The following is a 23141-nucleotide window of genomic DNA, read 5'->3' as shown; positions in this document are numbered from 1 at the left end:
GTCATCCCAATCCCACTCTAAATCCTTTGTGTACCATTGATAAGTTAGCTCACCCAGCCCATCTGCATCGGCCAAAGTTGAGGTGTCGGCAGTCAGGGTCTCGTGCTCCGCCGCCGTCCCGCTGAGCGCAACGCCTCCGGTTACTCCAGAATTGATGAGTTCGACGTCAATATTGTATTTAAATATCCGGGTTGGATCCAGGGTGTAATATTTATCTTGGCTAGTGGTCAGAACAAAAAAAGTGCTTTCCCCACCCCCAGATTCAAAATCGAAAAAAAACTGACCCTCAAAGAATTCATCCTCAAAGGCGTAAACAGAGTCAAGATATGAGCCATCCTCATCATAGACATGAAAATCAACACTTTGGAAGAACTCAGGAACTTCTGCACGGTAGGTTATCCGGTAGATAGAATTCGGAACCGTGTCGAACGAGTAGGTGTCGAGGTCATCATCGGCTTCAAATGAATAGCCAACTTTTGTTGGATTTGTGTGCGAATATCCGGCGATATCTGCACCTACATCAATCCGGGAAACTTTATATGAATCCAGCTCAAGATAAGCCGCCAATGACCCCCGCCAATCAGCTGGGCGCACCCCAGAACTGTCTAGCACTGTTGTTTCAAGACCAATAGATTGCATAAAAACCTCAAAAAACTTGGGCGACCTTAAAGGCACAGTTGTCTTTCTCTATCATCGTGTCCCTGATTCGATAAGTCATAACCGATATCCCCCCCAGCAGAATGCTGACCGTTCCTTTTTGCAGCCCAAACGCGCAATGATCAAGCTTCATGGACCCGCTGTGCCGTAGGGCAAACCAAACTCGATCAGACTTCAGGCGAAGAGGAGAAGCGCATACGGTTGATTGACGAGATCGAGAGAATCCGACGCCAAAATAACGACAAGCCAGCTAAATAACCGCCTACTAGCAATGGTGGGTTTGTGCTGCCATTGTGTCGCCGTGAAGGTATCAGGGTGATTGGCTATGGAGATTTCGACGGACCTCGTGACGAGTTTAGTGGTGCTCGCGACCGCGTTGCTCGGACTCTACAAGGTTGCTGGCGCGGACGTGCATGAATCTATGGGCGAGCGCATCCGAGAGGCCATTGGAATCATCATTATTCCTGCCGCCATGCTGGCACTTCTCTGGCTGTTCACGAGCGTGCTGCCCAACATGATGTCCTCGGCCACGAAATACGAACCGACTCCGATCAATCACGGGGCGGACGATGCTGAGCAGATGCTGGCCATCACCAAACGGTTCTGGAAACAGGACATGCGGCAGGATGCCCTTAAGTTGACTATAGAGCATGCCCTTGCGACAGGCCGCTACGACATAGCTGTGGAAGCTGCAGCGGACCTGAACCCGACCGGTCAGGCTGACGATGTGCGGATGAGGGCGATCAAGGCGCTCGCAGGGGAGCAACAGCAAGCGCTGTGGCAGGAGTAAGCTCCCACTTTCGCATATCATTGTACAAGCTCAAACCGTGCTCGCTGGGAGGCGTGGGCGGTTCCGTGAACTGAATGGCAAGTTTGGGCTGGCTGCGGCTATTCGCGGCGTGTGGCATGAATGACGGCACTGGGCCGCCCGCACTAGTTGCGCTTGGCTCGGCCTCCTCGACTTCGCAAACGTCGCTTTCCGTCCATTGCCGTCGTCCACACTAGAAGCAGCTAGCGGCGATTTCCCGCCCCAAACGAAAACTCTTGATGGCACATTACCGCAACGAAATCCCGCCTTGGGTCGCCCCTGACCCTTTCGGAAGAGAGCCCCCCCCAAAAAAAAGACCGCCCACAAGACACTGGCGGCGATCCCTAGTCGCAATTTCGCGCCCGAGTTACAGTTTGACCCGGAGACCAGCCTGCCCGTCATTGCCGACTGACAGGCTGAGTACAGCCGCCTGTTCTACAAGAAGGCGCAGGCGCAGAGAGCCGCCACGAGCAAGAACAAGGGGCGGTCGCGCCGTAGACAGGGGCAAGATGGCGGATAGCGTACAGCGACAGCCGCAACCATATGCTTTTAAACATATTTCTAAAAATACCGGCTGGGCCGGGCTCAGCCCCATCCCACCGGCATGCTCAACGGGCCGCGAAACGCCCAGCCGCCGAATCGCGCCGGACCGGCAAGCCGCAGATCGGGGAAGCGTTCGAACAGCATCGGCAGCGCCACCTCGCCGATCAGGGCCTTGGACGCCCAGGCCCCGGCGCAGAAATGCGGCCCGGCACCAAAGGAGATCGAGGCGCTGATGTCCTGACCGGTGTCGAAGGCATCCGGGTTGGCAAAGACATCCTCGTCACGGTTGCCGGAACCGAACATCAGGAACACCCGGTCCTCGGGCTCCAGCGTGACGCCGTGCAGCTCGTAACGCTGCGCCACCCGGCGCGGCGACATGCCGATGGGCGAAATCCAGCGCGCGTATTCCTCGAAGGCGCGCAGCCAGCCGACCTGTCCCGCCTTCACCTGCTGCAACTGGTCGGGGTGGGTCAGCAGGGCCCAGATGGTCCCGGCGATGGCGTCGCGCGGTTCGTTCTGACCGCCGGAGATCGCCAGTTTGACATTGGCCCGCACCTGATCGTCCAACAACCCGGCCTGCCGCTGCACCGACAGCAGCGAGTGGTTCGGCTCCGCGTCCAGCACCGGGATCATGCCGTCGATATGGCGGTCGATCGAGGCGGTGCAGTCGTGGCAATTGGCCTCGATCGCCGGATCGCCGGCGTAGTTGGCGCAGCCGTCGATCATACCCTGGCTGACGCGGTTCATCTCATGCGCGGTCATGTTGGTCAGCCCGGTGATGCATTTGAGCGCCTCGCCCGACACCGGCATGGCATAATCGGCGACCAGGTCGCAGGCGTCCCGCGGCGCCAGATCGTCGAGGATACGGGCGGTGTGGCTGCGGAACTGATCGGTCCAGACCTGTTTCACCGTCTTGGGCGACACGGTGGGAAAGATCGCCTTGCGCTCTGCCATATGCGCCGCGCCGTCCTTGCGCATCATGTTCTGCCCCATCAGCACGGTCATCAGCCCCTCGGGCTGGTCGGAGGAGAACACCTCGATCTTCTTCTCGTTGACGAAGATGTCGTCGCGCCGGGTCAGCAGCGTCGCCCCCAGTTGCGGCACCCGCAGCACCGGCCCCTGCGCGCGCATGCGTTTGAGATCGGGATAGGGATCGGCCCAGAACGCGGCCGGGTCGATTTCATAGACGGGGGCATCTGACATGGCGGCTCTCCTCCCTGCCCGGCAGACCAGAAAGTCAGCACGCCGCCCGCCCCCTGTCAACGTGGCGAACGGCCCGGTCAGTAGATCTTGGGCACGTAAAGCTCGTCGGGCAGCACCCGCCGCTCGTAGTCCGGGTTATAGACCCGCTCGGGCAGGTCGACCTTCTCGTGCTCCACATCCTGATAGGGGATCTTGGTCAGCAGATGCTCGATACAGTTCAGCCGTTCACGTTTCTTGTCATTGCCCTCGACGATGTACCAGGGCGCCTCGGGGATGTTGGTGCGTGCCAGCATGTCCTCTTTGGCCTTGGTGTAATCCTCCCAGCGGATGCGGGATTCCAGATCCATCGGTGACAGTTTCCATTGTTTCATCGGATCGTGAATCCGCATCAGGAACCGCAATTGCTGTTCCTCGTCGGTGATCGAGAACCAGTATTTCAACAGGATGATGCCGGAGCGGACCAGCATGCGCTCAAACTCCGGAACGTCCTGGAAAAACTGCTCGACCTGATCGTCGGAGGCAAATCCCATGACCCGCTCGACCCCGGCGCGGTTGTACCACGAGCGGTCGAACAGCACGATTTCACCGGCGGCCGGCAGATGCGGCACATAACGCTGAAAATACCACTGGCTCTGCTCCCGGCGCGAGGGCGCGGGCAGCGCAACCACCCGGGCGACGCGCGGATTCAGGCGCTGGGTGATCCGCTTGATCACCCCGCCCTTGCCGGCGCTGTCGCGGCCCTCGAACAGGATGCAGACCTTGGCGCCGGTATGCTCGACCCAGTCCTGCACCTTGATCAGTTCCGCCTGAAGCCGCAGCAGGTTATGGAAATAGACCTTGCGATCCAGCATCTCGGGATGCGCCTCGCGATAGATCTTGCGAATCTCGAGCGACAGCATCGGCTCGGCGAACTCGATCTCGATATCCTCGTCGAACGTGTCCTGCAGCTCGGCTTCCAGCCAATCCAGCGAATGCTTGTCACTCTCTTCGGTCAAAATCGGATCCTTTCTCAAGTGTCATCGCGGGGGCTATCCCCCGGATGTAAAAATCTGGTGTCATCCTCCGCCAGACACAAGCCCCCCCACCAAAGGCTGCGCCGCCCCTTAAACCCGATGCGGCATTGCCAGACGATGACGAGGATCACACAGGCAGGGCCGTGGTGCGGCAGACCGTGCGCAGCGCAAAGCTCGACTGCATCTGCGCCACCCGCGGCAGGCGCGACAGGTACTGGCGATGGATGCGGGCGAAATCCTCGGTGTTCTCGGCGACGATCTTGAGGATGTAATCGGCGGTGCCCGCCATCAGGTGGCATTCCAGCACCGCCGGGATGCGCGCCACGGCGCGTTCGAAGGCGTCCAGCACCTCGTCGGCCTGGGCCTGCAATGTGATCTCGACGAAGACGGTTGTCGGCAGACCCATCTTGCGTTCGTCCAGCAGCGCCACGTAATCTCGGATATAGCCGTCGGTTTCCAGCCGCTGGACCCGGCGGTGGCAGGCCGACGGCGACAGGTTGATCTGTTCGGACAGCTCCGCGTTGGACATCCGTCCCCGTTTCTGGAGCGCCCCGAGAATCCTGCGATCTACTGCGTCTAGCGTCACTTTCGCACATCCTTTGCGGGCATTCCTGAATCCTTCGAAGACTATTCGATGATACCCCCCATTGACGAGCCAAGTTACACAGAAATTGCGTGGCAGATCGCCTATTTTTTCATCAGGTTCCACGCCCTCAGGGAGGTTGAGGCATGAAAATCGGTTGCCCGAAAGAAATCAAACCGCAGGAGTTCCGCGTCGGCATGACGCCGAACGCCGCCGGTGAGGCAGTGGCGCACGGCCATCAGGTCTTCATCGAGACCCTCGCCGGAGTCGGGGCGGGGTTCGACGACGCCGCCTATGAGGCTGCCGGCGCGACGATCCTGCAGACCGCGGCAGAGATATTCGACACCGCCGAGATGATCGTCAAGGTGAAGGAACCGCAGGCCGGCGAGCGCAAGATGCTGACCGACAAGCACCTGCTGTTCACCTATCTGCACCTCGCCCCCGACCCGGACCAGACCCGCGATCTGCTCGCCTCCGGCTGTACCGCGATCGCCTATGAGACTGTGACCGACGACCGTGGCGGCCTGCCGCTCCTGGCGCCGATGTCCGAGGTGGCCGGGCGGCTGGCGCCGCAGGTCGGCGCCTGGACGCTGCAAAAGGCCAATGGCGGCCGCGGGGTGCTGATGGGCGGCGTGCCCGGCGTCGGCCCGGCCAAGGTTCTGGTGATCGGCGGCGGCGTCGTGGGCACCCATGCCGCGCGTATCGCCGCCGGCATGGGCGCGGATGTCACCGTGCTCGACCGCTCGCTGCCGCGGCTGCGCTATCTCGATGACGCCTTCAGCGACGTGTTCAACACCGGCTATTCCTCGGCCGGGCTGCTGGCCGAGCACCTGGGCGAGGCCGACATGGTGATCGGCGCGGTTCTGATCCCCGGCGCCGAAGCACCCAAGCTGGTGCGCCGCGCGCAGTTCGCGGACATGAAACCCGGCGCGGCGCTGGTCGATGTGGCCATCGATCAGGGCGGGTGCTTCGAAACCTCCCGCGCCACCACCCATGCCGACCCGATCTATGAGGTCGACGGGATCATGCATTACTGCGTCGCCAACATGCCCGGCGCGGTGGCCCGGACCTCGACCATCGCGCTCGGCAATGCCACCATGCCCTTCATGCTGGACCTGGCCGACAAGGGCTGGAAAGCCGCCTGCACCGACGACCCGCACCTGCTGAACGGGCTGAACGTGCATGCGGGCCAGCTGACCTATTACGCCGTCGGCAAGGCGCTGGGGATCGACGTGGTCTCGCCGCAGCTGGTGGTGAAAGTCTGAGATCAATCGGGATTGTCGGGGCATCCTCCCGCCCCTGCCGACGTCCGGCCGGGTTCGCCCGGCCGGATTTTTCAGGGCTGAAGCGTACGGTCGCCCGATCGCTCAGCCCTGTTTCCGGACCTCCACCTGGTGCGGATAGGGGATCGAGATGCCACCCTTGTCAAAGGCCTCCTTGATCGCCTTGGTCAGGGTGAACTTCAGATCCCAGTAGTCCGCCGCGCCGCACCACAGCCGCGCGGTGAGATCGACCGAGCTGTCGCCGAGGTTGGTCACCCGCACCCAGGGTTCCGGGTCGGCCAGCACGCGGCCATCTGCCCGCGCGGTCTCGAGGATGATCCGCATCGCGGTGTCGGCGTCGTCGCCATAGTCGATGCCGAAGGTCAGATCGACGCGCCGGGTCGCATGCGCCGAGTAATTGGTGATGATGGCGCCCCAGGCCTTGCCGTTGGGCAGGATGATCTGCACGTTGTCCGGGGTGATCAACTCGGTGGTGAACAGGGTCAGATCCCTGACCGTCCCCGAGGTGCCGCCGATATCCACATACTGGCCCAGCTTGTAGGGTCGGAAAATCACCAGCATCACCCCCGCCGCCAGATCGCTGAGCGTGCCCTGCAACGCCAGGCCGATGGCCAGCGACGCGGCACCAAGGATGGCGACGAGGCTGGTCGCCTGGATGCCGAAGATACCCAGAACGGCGACCAGAACCACCGCCAGGATCACCCATTTGACCGTGCTGGCCAGAAAATTGCCCAGCGTCGGGTCGATCCGGGGGGTGGCGTTCACCCGGCGCCGGACCAGCCCGGCGATGGCGCCGGCGGCGATCCAGCCCAGAACAAGAACGGCCAGCGCCTTTGCGGCGCTGAAAAGCATCGGCGTAAACGGGCCGAGTTCCGCGATCAGGTCTTGCATGTTGCCTCTTCGTTATCTCTGTGCAGACAGGGCAACCGGGGATGTCCGGTGCCCTGCCTGTCTGTTCGTCCCGGCTGTCGCGGGCGCAATCACGCCTGTTTGAGCGAGTCCCGGATCTCCAGCAACACGTCAAGCTCGCTGGGCCCGGCCGGTGCCGGCTCTTCCACGGCCTCCTCTTCGCGGGCGGCCATGTCCTTTACCTTGTTGACATAGCGCACCAGCATGAAGACCACGAAGGCGATGATCAGGAAGTTGATCACCGCCATGAGAAACGCACCATAGGCGAAGACAGCCGCGCCAGCTTCGCGCGCGGCCTCGAGGCTGGCGCCCGAGGGCACGTCGCCCGAGAGCACGACATAAAGGTTGGTAAAATCCACCCCGCCCAAGAACAGCCCGACGAAGGGGTTGATGAGATCGCCCACCATGGATTTGACGATCGCGGTGAACGCGGCACCGATGATGATGCCGACAGCCATGTCCATGACATTGCCCTTGGCAATGAAGTCCTTGAATTCTTTTAACATATTTTGATTTCCTCAATCAGAGGCCGTTTCAGGCCAACGCCGCGTTAAAGAGCATTCGGGGATGCATGTTTCCCATGAAATCGGATGTTTTCCAACCCTCTTTCGCTTTGACGCATGGCCCCTTGCGCCAAAACCGCTATCCTCGCCGCACCTGAAAAAGGACCCTGCGATGCCCAATCTTTCCGACTTTCCGATCACCCGCCGATGGCCTGCCGCCGACCCGGAGGTGATCCAGCTTTATTCCTTTCCCACGCCGAACGGGGTCAAGGCCTCGATCATGTTGGAGGAAACCGGCCTGCCCTACGAGGCGCACAAGGTCACGCTGGACGACGCCGACGTGAAAAGCGCCGCGTTCCTGTCGCTGAACCCCAACAACAAGATCCCGGCGATCATCGACCCGCACGGCCCCGACGGGGCGCCGATGGGCCTGTTCGAAAGCGGCGCGATCCTGATCTACCTTGCGGAAAAGACGGGAACACTGCTGGGCAACACGGCAACCGACCGGATGCAGATCCTCCAGTGGCTGATGTGGCAGATGGGCGGGGTCGGGCCGATGTTCGGGCAACTGGGCTATTTCTTTGCCTTCGGCGGCGCCGAGATCGACGATCCCCGCCCGCTCGACCGGTATCTCGCCGAAACCCGCCGGCTGCTGGCGGTGCTGGAGGGGCGGCTCGCGGGGCGCGACTGGGTCTGCGATGCCTATTCCATCGCCGATATCGCCATCGCCCCCTGGCTGCGGGTGCTGGAACGATACGGCGCGCGTGAAGAGGTCGGCTGGGCGGAGTATCCGCGCGTGGTCGCCTATCTCGACCGGTTCCTGGACCGGCCGGCGGTGCAAACCGGGCTGGTGACCCCGCCGCGCGACTGAGGCGGCGGGGCAGGCGGCGATCAGCCCGGCCAGCGGAAACCGGTCAGATGCGCGGGCGGCTCCACCCCGTCGAGGTTGCGCGCATCCGGCACCAATGCGCCCACCCGGGTCTGAACCGGGATCACCCCGGCCCAGATCGGCAGGGCGTAATCCTCTTCATCGTCCAGCGGCCCGCCGCCGCGCACCTTGGCGCTGCCCTCCTTGATCTGCATGCCCAGCACGGTGGTCGCCTTCAGCTCCTGCGCGGTGTTGGGGCGCAGATGCGCCGCCCGACCGGGCCATAACCCGTCGATAAAGGTCGTTAGCCGCGCCTCCTTCTCCGCGTCCGGGACCACGAAGGCGGGGCCGAACAACATGACCGAGCGCGAGTTGACCGAATGGTGCATCCCCGAACGCGCCATCACGAAGCCATCGAGGATTGCCACCGTCAGACAGACCTCGGCCCCCTTGCTGGACCGGATCGCCCGGCTGGCACTGGACCCGTGCCAATAGACGTGATCGCCCTCGCGCCATTGCAGGGTCGGGGTGACATAGGGCCTGCCGTCGATCACGTATCCGACGCTGCACATCGGCTGGGCGTCGAGAATGGCGTCGATGGTCGCGCGGTCGAAATGCCCCCGCTCATGCGAGCGGCGCAGGCGGCTGCGGTCGGTGATGTCGAGTGTCATCGCGGGTCCTGTTTGGCAGTAAGTGTTGTCGCCGCCTCTTTCGCATGGCATTGGTATGTTCAAAATGACCAGTTTAACGATTTCGAAACAGACCAATTTGCAGGCCGCCCTGCTCGCCCTCAGCCTCGACCGCGACAGCCCCCAACCGCTGCACGCGCAGCTGACCGAGGCACTGCGGGCCTTGATCCTGACCGGACGCGCGCACCCGGGCACGCGCCTGCCCGCGAGCCGGCAACTGGCGCAGGATCTCACGGTGTCGCGCCAGACCGCCCTGACCGCGCTGGATCAGCTCATTGCCGAGGGCTACCTGGAAACCCGGATCGGCGCCGGCACCTTCGTGGCCCGCGACCTGCCGCATCTGGCGCCGCCGACAACGCTCGCACCCGCCGGCCCGGAGCCGCAGGGCAGCCGCCCCTTGCGCCCCTTCCACCCCGGCCAGCCCGACATGGCTCTGTTTCCCCATGCCGCCTGGGCGCGGCACCTCGACCGCGCCTGGCGGCACCCCGATCCGGCGCTGCTGGCCCTGCCCGACCCGCTGGGCTGGCCGCCGCTGCGCGCCGCCATCACCGCCCACCTCTCCGCCTGGCGCGGCATCGCCTGCGGGTCCGGCCAGGTCGTGATCACCTCGGGCGCGGCGGAGACCTTCGAGCTGCTGGCACGGGCCGCGTTCCGCCCCCGCGAGACGGTGCTGACCGAAGAGCCGGGCTATGCCCCGATGCTGGCCGCGCTGGAGCGGGCCGGGCTACACGCGCAACCGATGCCGGTGGACGGCGACGGCGCCATCCTGCCCGACGATAGCGCGGCGCGCGGCGCCATCGTCACCCCGTCGCGGCATCATCCGCTCGGCGTGACCCTGCCGCTGTCGCGGCGGCTGGCGCTGCTGGACTGGGCGCGGCGCAAGGCGGCCTGGGTGATCGAGGATGATTACGACAGCGAGTTTCGCTACTCCGGCGCGCCGCTGCCGGCGCTGGCCTCGCTCGAGGCCGGGCGCACGATCTATGTCGGCAGTTTCTCCAAGCTGCTGTCTCCGACACTCCGGCTGGGCTATGTGGTGGTGCCGCCCGCCCTGCTGAACGCCGTCCGCGCGCCATTGGCCGAGACCGGCCCGCGCGCCTCTCTGGTGCCGCAACCGGCCTTGGCCCAGTTCATGGACAGCGGCGAATTCGCCACCCACCTGCGGCGGATGCGACGCATCTACGGGCAGCGGCAGGCCGCACTGCGTGCCGCGCTGGAGCGGCATCTGCCCGGGCGGCTGATCGCATCGCCCGATCCCTCGGGGATGCACCTGGTCTGTCGCATCGGCCCGGATCTGGGCGGATTTGACGATACCGAGATTGCGGCGCGCGCCGGCGCGGCGGGGGTCACGCTCCGGCCGCTGTCGACGTATTGGACGGACGGCACCGGGCCGCAGGGCCTGATCCTGGGCTATGCCGGGTTCGACGCCGAAGCCCTGGAGGCGGCCACCCTCCGCCTGGCCCGTGCCCTGCCCGCCGGTCAGCCCGGCAGCGCGCCGGTCAGAGCATAGCGCAGGATCTCCACCACCTGGCGCGGCGCTTCGGCCACGGCAAGCGCGGCGGCGTGCACCTCTTTCAACGCATGCTGATGCACCGGCGGGTTCAGCACGATGATCGACTTGCCAAGCGCCGCGGCATAGCCGGCATCAAAGGCGGCGTTCCATTGCTTGTACTTCTCGCCGAAGCGGACAACGACCACATCGGCCTCCTCGATCCCCTTGCGGGTGCGGATGGCGTTGAGCTTGGCGCCCTTGTGATCGTGCCAGAACTTGTCCTGTTCCGCACCCAGGATCGCCACGCCGCAATCGTCGCTGGCGGCGTGGTCGGTCACCGGACCGCTGAACGCCAGGTCAAGCCCCTCGGCCCCGCCAATGATCTGCTCGCGCCAGTCGGTGTGGATTTCGCCGGAAAGGTAAACGGTCAGGGTCATCGGCTCGCTCCTTGGTTTGTCCCCGGTGCACATAGCGCGCAGAGGCGGCTGACGCCACTACCTCTGATCGAACTTCCGCAGACAGGCGATCACCTCGTCATCATCGACCTGACCGAAATTCCGGTAGTGCGCGCCCACCGCCCAGAACTCCTGCGGGGTTTCCAGGCAGATCAGCCGGTCGGTTTCGGCCTGAAGTTGCGGCACCATGTCGGCGGACGCCACCGGCACCGCGACCCAGACCGCCGCCGGCCCCTGCGCGCGCAACGCCTTGATCGCCACCCGCACCGTCGCCCCGGTGGCGATGCCGTCATCGACGATGATCGCCGTCCTGCCCGCCAACGGCACCGGCGCGCGCCCGGGCAGGTAACGCGCGCGGCGCGCCTCGATCTCTTGCTTCAGCGCCTCGATCCGCCCGGCAAAATCCGCCTCGCTCAACCCGGCGGCCCGCAGGATCGCGGTGTTGAACAGTGTCGTCGGGGCCGGTCCATCCACAATGGCCCCGGCGGCCAGTTCGTCATGCCCCGGCATCCCGATCTTGCGCACCAGCACCAGATCGAGCGGTGCGCCCAGCGCGCGGGCCACCGCCGCCGCGAGCGGCACGCCGCCGCGCGGCAGCGCCAGCACGACGGGGTTTTCCGGCGCGGCCCTGGCCACCGCCCGGGCCAGTTGCTGTCCGGCGTCGTAACGATCCTGGAACATGTCGCGGCCCTCCCGCTCCCTACTATGCCGCGCCCGGCCGCATGAAAAAAGGGGCGCCGCCGCGCCCCCTTCTTCTCGTTCGAAAATACTCCCCCCGGAGGGGGACCGGCCTCAGCCGCGCAGCACCCCGCCGGTGGCCTTGGCGACCTTGTCGACGATCTTCTTGCCGACCGCCTCGATCTCGGCCTCGGTCAGGGTCTTGTCGCGGGGCTGCATCCGCACGCTCAGCGCCAGAGACTTCTTGCCCTCGCCCAGCGCGCCGCCGATGAACTCGTCGAACACCCGCACTGCCTCGATCAGCGCCTTGTCGGCGCCGCTTGCCGCATTGACCAGCGCCAGCGCCTCGACCCCGGCATCGACGACAAAGGCGAAATCGCGCTCCACCGCCTGCAGGTCGCGCAGCTCCAGCGCCGGGCGGGTGGCCCCGGTCTTGCGCGGCATCGGGATCTCTTCGGGGAAGAGGGTAAAGGCCATCGCCGGCCCCTTCACGTCCATCGCCTCGAGCACCCTGGGGTGCAGCTCGCCAAAGACGCCCAGCACCTTTTTCGGTCCGAGGCAGATCCTGCCGTGCCGCCCCGGATGCCACCAGCCCTCGGCGCCGCGCAGGATCTGTACCTTGGCCGGTGCGCCCATGGCCGCCAGCACCGCCTCGGCATCGGCCTTGGCGTCAAAGACATCCACAGGGCGCATCGCGCCATGCACGTCGCGCGGGCCGGTGCGACCCACCAGAATCCCTGCGATCTGCTCGTGCTGCTGCTGCGGCTCACCACCGTGAAACGCCGGTCCGACCTCGAAAAGCGCCAGATCCATGAAGCCGCGCGCCTGGTTGCGCGCCGCCGCCTGCAACAGGCCCGGCAGCAGAGAGGGGCGCATGTGGCTCATCTCGGAACTGATCGGGTTCTCGAGCATGCTGGCGTCATCGCCGCCACCGAACAGCGCCGCGCCGGCCTGGTCGATGAAGGAATAGCTGATGCACTCGTTGTATCCCAGCGCGGCCGAGGTGCGCCGCCCGGCCTGCTGGCGGCGCTGCATCGGGGTCATCACCGGGCGCGGCACGCCGTCCGTGAGACGCGGCAGCGGCCGGCCCACAAGCCCGGTCAGCGAGGCGATGCGCGCCACCTCCTCAACCAGGTCGGCCTCGCCCTGCACATCGGGGCGCCAGCTTGGCACATGGGCGATATTGCCCTCCAGCCGGAAACCGAGCCGGGTCAGCGTCTGGCGCTGCTCGCTCTCCGGGATCGCCATGCCGACCAGCGACTGCACCCGCGCCGGGTCCAGCTTGAAGGCGCGGGCAGGGTCCGGGATCGCGCCCGCCACCACCACCTCGGAGGCCTCGCCGCCGCAAAGATCGAGAATCATCTGGGTGGCCAGTTCCAGCCCCTCCTGCGTGAAGGCCGGGTCCACCCCGCGTTCGAACCGATAGCGCGCGTCGGAATTGATCTTGAGCGCGCGGCCCGCCAGCGCGATCTGCACGTGATCCCAATAGGCGCTTTCGACAAAGACGTTGACGGTCTCCTCGGTGCAGCCGGTCGCCTCGCCGCCCATGATGCCGGCGATGCTTTCAGGGCCGGTGTCGTCGGAGATCACCATCATGCCCGGCGCGAGGGTATAGTCCTTGTCGTCCAGCGCCGTGATCGTCTCGCCGCCCGCGGCGCGATGCACCCGCAGGTTGCCCGAGACCTTGTCGGCATCGAACACGTGCAGCGGGCGGTTGCGATCGAAGGTGAAGAAGTTGGTGACATCCACCAGCGCCGAGATCGGCCGCAGCCCGATGGCGCGCAGCTGATCCTGCAGCCATTGCGGGCTGGGGCCGTTCCTGACGCCGCGGATCAGACGGCCGGTGAAGACCGGGCAGCCGTCCTGCGTGTCGGCGTCGATGGTCACATCGATCGGGCACGGGAACTCGCCCGGCACCGGCACCGTCTCGCGCGGTTTCAGCGTGCCCTGGCCGCGCGCGGCCAGGTCGCGGGCGATGCCGCGCACGCCCAGCGCGTCGGGCCGGTTGGGGGTGATGGCAATCTCGATCACCGGGTCGACCTTGGCCGGGTCGTTCTCGGCCAGCCAATCGGTGAACCTCTCGCCGACCTCGCCCGAGGGCAGCTCGATGATGCCGTCATGCTCGTCGGAAAGCTCCAGCTCGCGCTCCGAGGCCATCATGCCGTGGCTCTCGACGCCGCGGATCTTGCCCACGCTCAGGGTCACGTCGATGCCTGGCACGTAGTCACCCGGCTTGCACAGCACCACGGTTATGCCTTCGCGCGCGTTGGGCGCGCCGCAGACGATCTGCTTGTCGCCCTCGTCGGTCTCCACCGTGCAGACGCGCAGCCGGTCGGCGTCGGGGTGCTGTTCGGCGTGTTTGACCCGTGCCAGGGTGAAGCTTTTCAGCCGGTCGGCGGGGTTGGTGATTTCCTCGACCTCGAGCCCGAGATCGGTCAACGCCTCGGCGATCTCGTCCACCGAGGCGGTGGTGTCGAGGTGGTCTTTCAGCCAGGAGAGGGTGAATTTCATAGAGGGAATCTCCCGATTGATGCAACGAATCCTCGAGTGAAATCGGCAATCATTGATGCGGAAATCATGGTCTTCCCAAGAACATCCACCCGCATTGCTTCAACTGCTGAGTCGTACGCTTTTCTCACTTCTTCGGATGTTTTTTTCACTTCTTCAGACATGTCAGCTTTGTTTGCTTCGTTCTTTCTGCGTTCCGAGGCATAACTAGCCATCAGGCCCGATAGATTTTCGAGTGCTTGCACAACGTGATCTGGGGCACACACAATGGTTTCCGCCTCCAATCCCTTATAGGCAATGAATGCTTCAAGGGCTTCGCTCGTTTTGTTGAGTAGAACAGACACGTTGAAGTCATTAAAGGTGGACACGAGCTTCCGATATAAGTCTCTACGCTCCGCGCGCAGTTGGTTGGCTCGGTCTACCGTTTTTTGAACTTGGTAGACAATTGCCCCCCCGACCAGGCCCACAAATGGGACGAAAATCGCGATCCAATTGGCTACGCTCACCTGCTCAACCCCCCATGCAGCGTCGGCACGTCCAGCGCACTGAACCCGTAGTGCCGCAGCCAGCGCAGGTCGCTGTCGAAGAACGCCCGCAGGTCGGGGATGCCGTATTTCAGCATCGCGATCCGGTCGATCCCCATGCCAAAGGCAAAGCCCTGGTAGGCGTAAGGGTCGATGCCGCCCGCCTCCAGCACCTTGGGGTGAACCATGCCGCTGCCCAGAACCTCGAGCCAACCGTCGCCCTCGCCGATCTTGAGCTGCCCGTCCACCCAGGAACACTGGATGTCGACCTCGGCCGAGGGTTCGGTGAACGGAAAATGCGAGGCGCGGAACCGGGTCTTGATCCCGTCGATCTCGAAGAAGGCGGCAAAGAACTCTTCCAGCACCCATTTCAGGTTCGCCATCGAGATGTCCTTGTCGATCGCCAGCCCCTCGACCTGGTGGAACATCGGCGTGTGGGTCTGGTCGTAATCGGCGCGATAGACGCCGCCGGGGCAGATGATGCGCAGCGGCGCGCCGGCCTGCTCCATGGTGCGGATCTGTACCGGGCTGGTATGGGTGCGCAGCACATGCGGCGGGCGATTGTCGCCCTCGGCGCGGTGCATGTAAAAGGTATCCATCTCGGCCCGCGCGGGGTGATGGCCGGGAATGTTCAGCGCGTCGAAATTGTGCCAGTCGGTCTCGATCCGCGGCCCCTCGGCGACGGAAAAGCCCATCTCGGCAAAGATCGCCGTCACCTCCTCGGTGACCTGGCTGACCGGGTGCAGCGTGCCCATCCGCCGCCCGCGCGACGGCAGCGTCACGTCGAGCCATTCGCCGCGCAGCCGCTCGTCCAGCGCGGCGTCGCCCAGCGCCGTCTTCTTGGCCGCCAGCGCGCTGTTGATCTCGTCCTTCAGCGCGTTCAGTGCCGGGCCCGCGACCTGCCGCTCATCCGGGGTCATCTTGCCCAGCTCGCGCATTTTCAGGCTGATCTCGCCCTTCTTGCCCACGGCGGAGACACGGATCGCCTCCAGCGCGGATTCGTCCCCGGCCCCGGCAATCTGCGCCAGATACTTTGCCTTAAGATCGTCCATGACGGTCCCCTGATGCTTGGTCACGTCCTGCTAGCCCCGCCGCCCCCTGAATGCAAGTCACGCAACGGCGCGATGGACAGCGCCGAGCCGCCGCCGCTAGGCTCCGCCGCGAGCAGCAGGGGGAAAGTCGGGCATGAGCATTTCGGAGCGATCCGCCGCGATGGGGGCCGCCGAGCGGCGGCCCTGGCTGGTGCTGCTCGGCCTCGCGCTGGGGCTTTGCATCACCAATGGCTTCGCGCGGTTCGCCTATGGGCTGCTGCTGCCGGCGATGAAATCGGAACTGGGCTGGAGCTATGCCCAGGCCGGATGGCTCAACACCGCCAACGCGCTGGGGTATCTCGGTGGCGCGGTGCTGACCATGCTGCTGATCTCGCGGATCAGCCCGTCGCGGCTGTTCAGCTTCGGCATCGTCACAACCACGCTGGCGCTGCTGGTCACCGGCTATGATCCTGCATTGTGGTGGCAGACCCTGTGGCGGGTGCTGGCGGGGGTCTTCGGGGCGCTGTCGTTTTCCTCCGGCGGGGCGCTGGCGGCGCAGCTTTTCACCGACAACCCGCGCAAGAACGCGCTCGCCATCGCCTTCCTGTTCGGCTTCGGCGGCGGCTCGGGCATCGTGCTGGCCGGCGGCGCGCTGCCCCTGATGCTGGAATGGTACGGCCCCGCCTCCTGGCCGAAGGGCTGGTACCTGGTGGGCATCGCCTGCGTGGTCTTCGCCCCGCTCAGCCTCTGGGCGTCGGAGAGCCTGCGACCGCCAAGGCAGGGGCGCGCGCCGCGCCACCCTGCCCTGCCGCTGCTGCGGATGGTGCCGGAGATCGCCGGCTATGCCGCCTTCGGGCTGGGCTATATCGTCTACATGACCTTTCTCAGCGCCTGGATGACCGAGCAGGGCTCGGGCGGCGGGCTGATCGCGGCGGTCTGGGCGCTGCTGGGGGTTTGCCTGTGTATCTCGCCCTTCGTCTGGCGGCCGGTCTTCGCGCGCTTCGCCACCGGGGTGCCGCTGGCGATGATCCTGGCCTGCATCGCCGTGGGGTCGGGGCTGGCGGTGATCTACCCCTCCGGCCCCGGCCTGGTGGTCTCGGCGGTGGTCTTCGGGCTGTCGGTCTTCATGGCGCCGGGCGCGGTGACCAATTTCACCCGCCACAACCTGCCGATGGAAAGCTGGGGCGCAGCGATCAGCCTCTTTACCGTGGTCTTCGCCATCTCGCAGACCGTCGGACCGGTCGCCGCCGGCTGGCTGGGCGATGCCTCGGGCGATATCGGCAACGGGCTGCTGGCGGCGGCGGTGCTGGGCGTGGGCGCGGTGGTGGCACTGATGCAACGGCGGATCGGCTGACCGCAGGGCCGCGAACAGGTGCCCCCCCGCCCCGCAACGAAAAAGGCCGCCCCGAAGGAGCGGCCTTTTCTGTTTCGATGGGCGTCAGCCTCAGGCGGCCAGTGCGCCTTTGGCCTGCGCGACGATGGCGCCGAAGGCTTCGGGCTCGTGCACGGCCAGATCGGCCAGAACCTTGCGGTCCACCTCGATGCCGGCCAGGGCCAGCCCGTTGATGAAGCGACTGTAGGTCAGCGCCTCGTCATGGCTGCGCACGGCGGCGTTGATCCGCTGGATCCACAGCGCGCGGAAGTTCCGCTTGCGCTGCTTGCGGTCGCGGGTCGCATACTGGTTGGCCTTGTCGACGGCCTGGGTCGCAACCTTGAAGGTGTTCTTGCGGCGGCCGTAATAGCCTTTGGCTGCCTTGATGACCTTCTTGTGGCGGGCGTGAGTCGTGGTTCCACCTTTAACGCGGGACATACTGAAATCTCCTCTTAGCGGTCGTAGGGCATGAAGCCCTTGACGATCTTGGCGTCGGGGGCGGACAGCGTGGTGTTGCCGCGGGCGTCGCGAATGAATTTCTTGGTGCGCTTGATCATGCCGTGGCGCTTGCCGGCCTGGCCTGCCAGCACCTTGCCGGTGGCTGTCACCTTGAAGCGCTTCTTGGCGCTCGACTTGGTCTTCATCTTGGGCATTTCCGTCTCCTGTCTTGCGGGTCGGTTTCAAGCGCGACTCGGCATGCCACTTGGGCCGGTCGCGCGGTCAGAGGGGCCGTGTAGGGAAAACCGGGCGGGGAGGCAACCCCTTTTATCGGATGTAGCGCCCGACAACGGTATAGAACACCTCGGGCACATCGCGCAGGGCGTAACCCTCGGGGTGCGACAGCTGCGCGTAAACGATCATGCCGACCGCGATCAGAATCGTCGCGATCGGCGCGACCGGCCGCCGACCGTCGCTGTGCGACGACATCGCCGCCGGGATCGCAAGACCGATCAGGATCAGCCCGAGGATGAGGACAAGGTCGGTATCCATGCCCTCAGCCCGGATCGGTGTTGTAGATCAACCGTTCGTCGCAGGGCGCGACGCGCAGGATGTTGGTGGTGCCCGGCACGTTGAACGGCACCCCGGCGGTGACCACGATCTGATCCGCCTCGGTGGCGAACCCGCCGGCGCGGGCGGCCCGGGCGGCATTGACCACCGCGCCCTTGAACCGTTCCAGCTCGGCCGTCATCACGCAGTTGCAGCCCCAGCTCAGACACAGCCGCCGCGCGGTGCCGCGCTGGCTGGTCATGGCGATGATCGGCACGCCCGGCCGTTCCCGCGCGGTCAGCAGCGCGGTTGTCCCGCTCTGGGTGAAACAGCAGATCGCCTTGATGTCCGTGGTCTCGGCGATCTCGCGCGCGGCGGCCACCATGGCATCGGCAATCGAATGCCCCTCGGCCTTGCGCGAGGCGGCGATGATCTCCGGGTAGTTCGGGTCGCCCTCGACCTCGGCGGCGACCTTGTCCATGGTCTGAACCGCCTCGACCGGGTAATGCCCGGCCGCCGATTCCGCACTGAGCATGATCGCGTCGGTGCCCTCGTAGATCGCCGCGGCGACATCCGAAACCTCGGCGCGGGTGGGCATCGGGCTGTCGATCATGCTTTCCAGCATCTGGGTGGCCACGATCACCGGCTTGGCCGCGGCCCGGCACTTGCGGATCAGACGTTTCTGGATTGGTGGAACTTTCTGCACCGGCAGTTCGACCCCGAGATCGCCGCGCGCCACCATGATCCCGTCAGAGGCGGCGAGGATCTCGTCGAACAGATCCACCGCCGAGGGTTTCTCGATCTTGGCCAGAAGCGCGGCGCGCCCGTCGGTCAGCGCGCGCGCCTCTTCGACATCCTCGGCGCGCTGGACGAAGGACAGCGCCAGCCAGTCCACACCGAGCGTGCAGACAAACTCCAGATCGGCGCGGTCCTTGTCCGACAGCGCCGCCAGCGGCAGCACCACGTCGGGCACGTTGACGCCCTTGCGGTCGGAAATCTCGCCGCCGGCGATTACCGTGCACTCGGCGAAATCGGCGCCGCAGGTTTCGACCTTGAGGCGGATCTTGCCATCGTTGACCAGCAGCGTCGCACCCGGCGCGAGGGCCTGGAAGATCTCCGGGTGCGGCAGGCAGACCCGCGCGCCATCCCCCGGCGCGGGGTCGAGGTCAAAACGGAACGCCGCGCCCGCCTCCAGCTCCTGCGGACCGGCGGCGAAGGTGCCGACGCGCAGCTTCGGCCCCTGCAGGTCAGCGAGGATGGCGATCGGGCTGTCGAGGTCGCGCTCGACCTCGCGGATGATGCGGTGCTTTTCGCGGATCTCGTCGTGGCTGCCGTGGCTCATGTTCAGGCGGAACACGTCGGCCCCGGCCTCGTGCAGGGCGCGGATGGTGTCGTAATCCTCCGACGCGGGCCCCAGGGTGGCGACGATCTTGACGTTTCGCAGACGCCTCATTCCGCATTCTCCTCGCGTAAATGCCCGGCGCATCGCGCGCGCGGGCGGGTCATGTTACCGCAAACAGCGGCCCACCGCTTATTGCCCAATTCCCATTCCCCGGCAACTGCCCTAAAGGAAACGGCAAAGCGATGACAGGCAGATGACGTATACCCCATATTTTCTTCACGGCGAAACCCGCCCCGGCCGCTGGCTGGTCACTTGCGACCATGCAACCAATACCGTGCCGCCGCAGGTGGGCGGTGGCGACCTGGGCTTGCCGCGCCCGGACATGGAGCGCCATATCGCCTATGACGTGGGCGCCTACGGCGTCGCGCGGCACCTGGGCGAGCTGCTGAACGGGCCGGTGATCGCATCGCATTTCTCGCGGCTGGTGATCGACCCCAACCGGGGCGAGGACGACCCGACGCTGCTGATGAAGCTTTACGACGGCTCTGTGATCCCGGCCAACCGCGATGCCGACGCCACCGAACGCGAGCGGCGGCTGGAACTTTGCTATCGTCCCTACCATGCGGCGCTGGCGCGGCTGGCCGCCCTGCCCCATGCAATTCTCATTTCGATTCATAGCTTTACCCGGCAGCTGCGCGGACGCGATCCGCGCCCCTGGGAGGTCGGCGTACTCTATGCCAGCGACGACCGGCTGGCGCAGCCGCTGATCCGTCTGCTGGAGGCGGAGGGCGATCTGACGGTGGGCGACAACCAGCCCTACAGCGGCCACCTGCCGGGCGATTCCATCGACCGGCACGCGCTGCAGCAGGGGCGGCCCAACGTGCTGATCGAACTGCGCAACGACCTGATCGCGGAGGAGGCGGGGCAGCGCGAATGGGCCGAACGGCTGGCGCCGCTGCTGCAGCGGGCGCTGGAGGAAACCGGGCTCTGAACGCCCCGATCGGGGAGTTTTCGGCCCGTATCGTACAGTCCGCCACCGCCCCCCGGACGCCCCGCCGCCGGGATCGGGGAGTTTCCGGGCGGTTTCGTACATTTCCCCCGGACGGGTGACAGCGGCGCCCGTCGCGCTTAAATCTGGCAAAACCGCAGGGGAGACCGCAGATGGACCAACAGACCGAAATCGAACTTCAGGCCGCCGCCTTTCGCCGGCTGCAACAGCACCTGATGCAGGACCGCGCCGACGTGCAGAACATCGACCTGATGAACCTGGCCGGGTTCTGCCGCAACTGCCTGTCGCGCTGGTACCAGGAGGCCGCCAACGCGCGCGGCATCGAGATGACCAAGGACGAGGGGCGCGCGGCGTTCTATGGAATGCCTTATGACCAGTGGAAGGCGCAGAACCAGACCGAGGCCGACCCGGAGAAACAGGCAGCCTTCGAGACGGCGTTTGCGGAGAACGTCGGGAAGAAGAAGGGCTGAGGGCGGCGATTGCCCCAACTCCGGTCGTGGGGCGGGAAGCGGGGTTTCGCTGCAATAAGAATGAATGGCCGATTTGAGGGCGGAAGGAGAATGAAAAATTCGCCGGACCGAACTGGGGCCGTGATAAGTGTCTCCAAAATTGATTTCGACGACACAATCGGATGCAATTTCAATGATGATGTGCGGCATACATCCATTTTAGATTGTCGATGACATGGCTTGATCACCCATGACGTGCGATATACAATCTTCTAGGGAATTTTGACGCGCTGCAAAACGCATGAATTTCTCCGCGAACTTGCGGCGTGGTGAAGGAGGCGAATGGACATGGCTAGATGCACTGCTCCAGCAAGAGGGCATCGATCAGCAGCCGCCGCAGCCAACTGTCCTGCATGCGGGAGTCGTTACGCCCGCTCCAGCTACTACGGAGGTTATGGCGGCGGCTACAGTAGCGACCAATCACACTCGTCCCCTTCATATTCCTCCTCAAAGAGCAGTAGCGGTCGGAGCACCGGCGGTTCGGGGCGTCGAACTGCAAAGCCGCGTTGGTCCGGAGCAGGTTCGCCGGTGTGGTATACGCCTGAACAAGTGCAGGCGCTCACGCCAGTTCGGGAAAACGTCGAGAACCTAGCGGTCTCGCAGCCAGACCTTCGTGACGTGTTTCTCTGCCATGCATGGGATGACAGGCAAAGCTCGGCGAAAGAACTGCATGATCTACTCGAATCGTGCGGCGTGCGCGTGTGGTTCAGCGAGAAGGACCTTGGCCTCGGAGTGCCGATGATGCGTGCGATCGACAAAGGCTTGGTGAATTCGCGCATCGGTATCGTTTTGGTGACACCGGCTATGTTACGACGCCTCCCCGCTGAAGGCGTCGCAGACAAGGAGCTTTCAGCGCTCCTCCGTCGTGAACGGCTCATCCCAGTTGTTCATGGAACGACATATGAAGAGCTGGAGCAGGTCAGCCTCTTACTAGCTTCCCGAGCTGGTCTGAGCACTGCTGAAGAGACAATGGCCGAAGTCGCGGCCAAAATCGCCGAATTAGTCGCAACTTAGTCGCGTAAGGGCTAAAACCAGAATTTAAGCCGTGTTTTCGACGGATACCGCGGATTTTCTGCGGCGGCTTGGTTCCCTCCTGCACTTCGTAAAGTGTGAGGCGAATGTCGCTTTCGCGGGCTCCATCCCCGATGTTTTGGTGCTCCATTGTGGCGACAAAACGAAGGCGGACATAGGCTCGAAATTGATTTAGCGGCAGTGTAGCGCCGGTCGCGCCATTCGATCCGCCACCGCGACCGCGACCGCATCCTCGGCCATCCCCCCGACGCGCACAAGCCCTGTTCGCGACGGAGCCTTTCGCCCTCGCACGCGGGGCGGTATCGTGGTGGAAAGCGATCCGGTTGCACGAAAGGCCCGACATGAGGCGCCTACCTAGCTATTTCATCTCGCACGGGGGCGGGCCCTGGCCGTGGATGCCGCAGATGGCGAAACAACTGGCGCCGCTGGCGCGGTCTCTGGCGGCGATGCCGGGCGAGATCGGGGTGCGGCCCGAGGCGGTTCTGATGATCTCGGGCCATTGGGAGAGCGACGCATTCGCGATGATGCACGCGGCGCGGCCGAAGATGGTTTACGATTATTTCAACTTCCCGGCCCATACCTATGAGATCGAATATGCCGCGCCGGGCGCGCCGGCGCTGGCCGAAAAAGTGGCGGGGATGATCACGGCGGCGGGGCTGCCCACCCGGCTGGACGGTGAGATGGGGTTCGATCACGGCTGTTTCGTGCCGATGGCGGTGATGTACCCCGAGGCCGATGTGCCGCTGTTCCAGGTGTCGATGCGCCATGGCTATGATCCGGCGCAGCACATGGCGCTGGGGCGGGCGCTGGCGCCGCTGCGCGATCAGGGGGTGCTGATCGTGGGGTCGGGCCTGAGCTATCACAACCTGGCACGGTTCGGGCCGCAGGCGCGGGTGCCCTCGGCGGCGTTCGACGCCTGGCTGGGCGAGGCGCTGGCGCGGGAACCGGAGGCGCGGACGGCGGCGATCCTGGATTGGGAAAGCGCGCCCCATGCGCGGGAGTGCCACGCGCAGGAGGATCACCTTGTGCCGCTCTTTGCCGCGCTGGGGGCGGCGGAGGACGCGCCGGCCGCCTGTGTCTATCACCAGACCGAGGTGTTCGGCGGCGTCACCGCGTCAAGCTGGCGATTCGGCTGAAACGAAGACG

General features: G+C 64.9%; 25 protein-coding genes. 9 read left to right on the top strand and 16 right to left on the bottom strand.

Annotation, left to right across the window (positions count from 1 at the left end; translation table 11 throughout):
- Window positions 1-639: hypothetical protein (locus tag P1U75_RS19525; RefSeq protein ID WP_300246333.1), on the bottom strand; the 639-nt coding region annotated here is incomplete at its 3' end.
- 343 nt (window positions 640-982) lie between these two features.
- On the opposite strand from P1U75_RS19525, the gene P1U75_RS19520 reads away from it, so the two are divergent.
- A complete protein-coding gene (locus P1U75_RS19520; protein WP_300246331.1) occupies window positions 983-1447 on the top strand; it encodes a hypothetical protein in 465 nt (154 codons plus the stop codon).
- A 603-nt stretch (window positions 1448-2050) separates the two neighbouring features.
- Here P1U75_RS19520 and P1U75_RS19515 read toward each other — a convergent pair.
- From P1U75_RS19515 to P1U75_RS19505, 3 genes are all read right to left on the bottom strand, one after another.
- Window positions 2051-3211, bottom strand: coding sequence for a cytochrome P450 (locus tag P1U75_RS19515; protein ID WP_300246328.1), 1161 nt, complete (start codon window positions 3209-3211; stop codon window positions 2051-2053).
- Between the two features lie 77 nt (window positions 3212-3288).
- Window positions 3289-4206 (bottom strand): polyphosphate kinase 2, encoded by a 918-nt coding sequence (gene ppk2 / locus P1U75_RS19510; protein ID WP_300246327.1) that lies wholly within the window; start codon window positions 4204-4206, stop codon window positions 3289-3291.
- A gap of 145 nt (window positions 4207-4351) precedes the next feature.
- On the bottom strand, window positions 4352-4810 hold the full coding sequence (locus P1U75_RS19505) for an Lrp/AsnC family transcriptional regulator (protein WP_300246324.1): 459 nt from the start codon (window positions 4808-4810) through the stop codon (window positions 4352-4354).
- 143 nt (window positions 4811-4953) lie between these two features.
- On the opposite strand from P1U75_RS19505, the gene ald reads away from it, so the two are divergent.
- Entirely contained in the window at window positions 4954-6072 is a 1119-nt protein-coding gene (gene ald, locus P1U75_RS19500; RefSeq protein WP_300246321.1) for an alanine dehydrogenase, read from the top strand.
- A 102-nt stretch (window positions 6073-6174) separates the two neighbouring features.
- Here ald and P1U75_RS19495 read toward each other — a convergent pair whose 3' ends face one another.
- On the bottom strand, window positions 6175-6981 hold the full coding sequence (locus P1U75_RS19495; RefSeq protein WP_300246319.1) for a mechanosensitive ion channel domain-containing protein: 807 nt from the start codon (window positions 6979-6981) through the stop codon (window positions 6175-6177).
- Between the two features lie 89 nt (window positions 6982-7070).
- Window positions 7071-7505, bottom strand: a complete 435-nt coding sequence (gene mscL, locus P1U75_RS19490) for a large conductance mechanosensitive channel protein MscL (protein ID WP_300246317.1) — start codon at window positions 7503-7505, stop codon at window positions 7071-7073.
- A 169-nt stretch (window positions 7506-7674) separates the two neighbouring features.
- Here mscL and P1U75_RS19485 point away from each other — a divergent pair, with 169 nt between their 5' ends.
- A complete protein-coding gene (locus P1U75_RS19485; RefSeq protein WP_300246315.1) occupies window positions 7675-8373 on the top strand; it encodes a glutathione S-transferase N-terminal domain-containing protein in 699 nt (232 codons plus the stop codon).
- Between the two features lie 20 nt (window positions 8374-8393).
- Here the strand turns inward: P1U75_RS19485 and P1U75_RS19480 are convergent, their stop codons facing one another.
- Entirely contained in the window at window positions 8394-9041 is a 648-nt protein-coding gene (locus P1U75_RS19480; RefSeq protein ID WP_300246313.1) for a pyridoxamine 5'-phosphate oxidase family protein, read from the bottom strand.
- Window positions 9042-9105: 64 nt separating this feature from the next.
- Between P1U75_RS19480 and P1U75_RS19475 the strand changes: the two genes are divergently transcribed.
- On the top strand, window positions 9106-10566 hold the full coding sequence (locus tag P1U75_RS19475; RefSeq protein WP_300246310.1) for a PLP-dependent aminotransferase family protein: 1461 nt from the start codon (window positions 9106-9108) through the stop codon (window positions 10564-10566).
- Here P1U75_RS19475 and P1U75_RS19470 read toward each other — a convergent pair.
- The 5 genes from P1U75_RS19470 to pheS all read right to left on the bottom strand — a co-directional run bounded on the left by P1U75_RS19470 (window position 10536) and on the right by pheS (window position 15765).
- Window positions 10536-10985, bottom strand: coding sequence for a YtoQ family protein (locus tag P1U75_RS19470; protein WP_300246308.1), 450 nt, complete (start codon window positions 10983-10985; stop codon window positions 10536-10538). The two genes, P1U75_RS19475 and P1U75_RS19470, sit on opposite strands and share 31 nt — an antisense overlap.
- A gap of 57 nt (window positions 10986-11042) precedes the next feature.
- Window positions 11043-11684, bottom strand: coding sequence for a phosphoribosyltransferase family protein (locus P1U75_RS19465; protein WP_300246306.1), 642 nt, complete (start codon window positions 11682-11684; stop codon window positions 11043-11045).
- A 111-nt stretch (window positions 11685-11795) separates the two neighbouring features.
- The gene (gene pheT, locus P1U75_RS19460; protein ID WP_300246303.1) at window positions 11796-14192 is read right to left on the bottom strand and encodes a phenylalanine--tRNA ligase subunit beta; all 2397 of its coding nucleotides are present in this window, start codon (window positions 14190-14192) and stop codon (window positions 11796-11798) included.
- Entirely contained in the window at window positions 14189-14695 is a 507-nt protein-coding gene (locus P1U75_RS19455) for a hypothetical protein (RefSeq protein WP_300246300.1), read from the bottom strand. The genes pheT and P1U75_RS19455 overlap by 4 nt, the downstream gene beginning before the upstream one ends.
- The gene (pheS, locus tag P1U75_RS19450; protein WP_300246298.1) at window positions 14692-15765 is read right to left on the bottom strand and encodes a phenylalanine--tRNA ligase subunit alpha; all 1074 of its coding nucleotides are present in this window, start codon (window positions 15763-15765) and stop codon (window positions 14692-14694) included. The genes P1U75_RS19455 and pheS overlap by 4 nt, the downstream gene beginning before the upstream one ends.
- 133 nt (window positions 15766-15898) lie before the next feature.
- On the opposite strand from pheS, the gene P1U75_RS19445 reads away from it, so the two are divergent.
- The gene (locus P1U75_RS19445) at window positions 15899-17098 is read left to right on the top strand and encodes a YbfB/YjiJ family MFS transporter (protein ID WP_300246296.1); all 1200 of its coding nucleotides are present in this window, start codon (window positions 15899-15901) and stop codon (window positions 17096-17098) included.
- Window positions 17099-17188: 90 nt separating this feature from the next.
- On the opposite strand, the gene rplT is transcribed toward P1U75_RS19445, so the two are convergent.
- The 4 genes from rplT to pyk form a co-directional block, all read right to left on the bottom strand.
- Window positions 17189-17554 carry a 50S ribosomal protein L20 gene (rplT, locus tag P1U75_RS19440; RefSeq protein ID WP_300246294.1) on the bottom strand — a complete coding sequence of 122 codons (366 nt, stop codon included), beginning with the start codon at window positions 17552-17554 and terminating at the stop codon, window positions 17189-17191.
- Between the two features lie 14 nt (window positions 17555-17568).
- Complete coding sequence (gene rpmI / locus P1U75_RS19435; protein ID WP_120634484.1) at window positions 17569-17769, bottom strand: 50S ribosomal protein L35; 201 nt, start codon at window positions 17767-17769, stop codon at window positions 17569-17571.
- A gap of 112 nt (window positions 17770-17881) precedes the next feature.
- Complete coding sequence (locus P1U75_RS19430) at window positions 17882-18106, bottom strand: hypothetical protein (RefSeq protein ID WP_300246291.1); 225 nt, start codon at window positions 18104-18106, stop codon at window positions 17882-17884.
- A gap of 4 nt (window positions 18107-18110) precedes the next feature.
- Window positions 18111-19556, bottom strand: a complete 1446-nt coding sequence (gene pyk / locus P1U75_RS19425) for a pyruvate kinase (RefSeq protein WP_300246290.1) — start codon at window positions 19554-19556, stop codon at window positions 18111-18113.
- Window positions 19557-19698: 142 nt separating this feature from the next.
- Here pyk and P1U75_RS19420 point away from each other — a divergent pair, with 142 nt between their 5' ends.
- The 4 genes from P1U75_RS19420 (at window position 19699) to P1U75_RS19405 (ending at window position 23131) form a co-directional block, all read left to right on the top strand.
- Window positions 19699-20436, top strand: a complete 738-nt coding sequence (locus P1U75_RS19420) for an N-formylglutamate amidohydrolase (RefSeq protein ID WP_300246287.1) — start codon at window positions 19699-19701, stop codon at window positions 20434-20436.
- A 170-nt stretch (window positions 20437-20606) separates the two neighbouring features.
- On the top strand, window positions 20607-20924 hold the full coding sequence (locus P1U75_RS19415) for a DUF1244 domain-containing protein (RefSeq protein ID WP_300246285.1): 318 nt from the start codon (window positions 20607-20609) through the stop codon (window positions 20922-20924).
- Between the two features lie 567 nt (window positions 20925-21491).
- Window positions 21492-21977 (top strand): toll/interleukin-1 receptor domain-containing protein, encoded by a 486-nt coding sequence (locus tag P1U75_RS19410; RefSeq protein WP_300246283.1) that lies wholly within the window; start codon window positions 21492-21494, stop codon window positions 21975-21977.
- A gap of 422 nt (window positions 21978-22399) precedes the next feature.
- Entirely contained in the window at window positions 22400-23131 is a 732-nt protein-coding gene (locus P1U75_RS19405) for a class III extradiol ring-cleavage dioxygenase (protein ID WP_300246281.1), read from the top strand.
- The last annotated feature ends 10 nt before the right edge of the window (window positions 23132-23141 follow it).

This window comes from Antarcticimicrobium sp. (assembly GCF_029212575.1).
Taxonomy (GTDB): Bacteria; Pseudomonadota; Alphaproteobacteria; order Rhodobacterales; family Rhodobacteraceae; genus Antarcticimicrobium.
The sequence above is the reverse complement of the archived record's forward strand: the minus strand, read 5'-3'. Positions and strand labels throughout refer to the sequence as shown.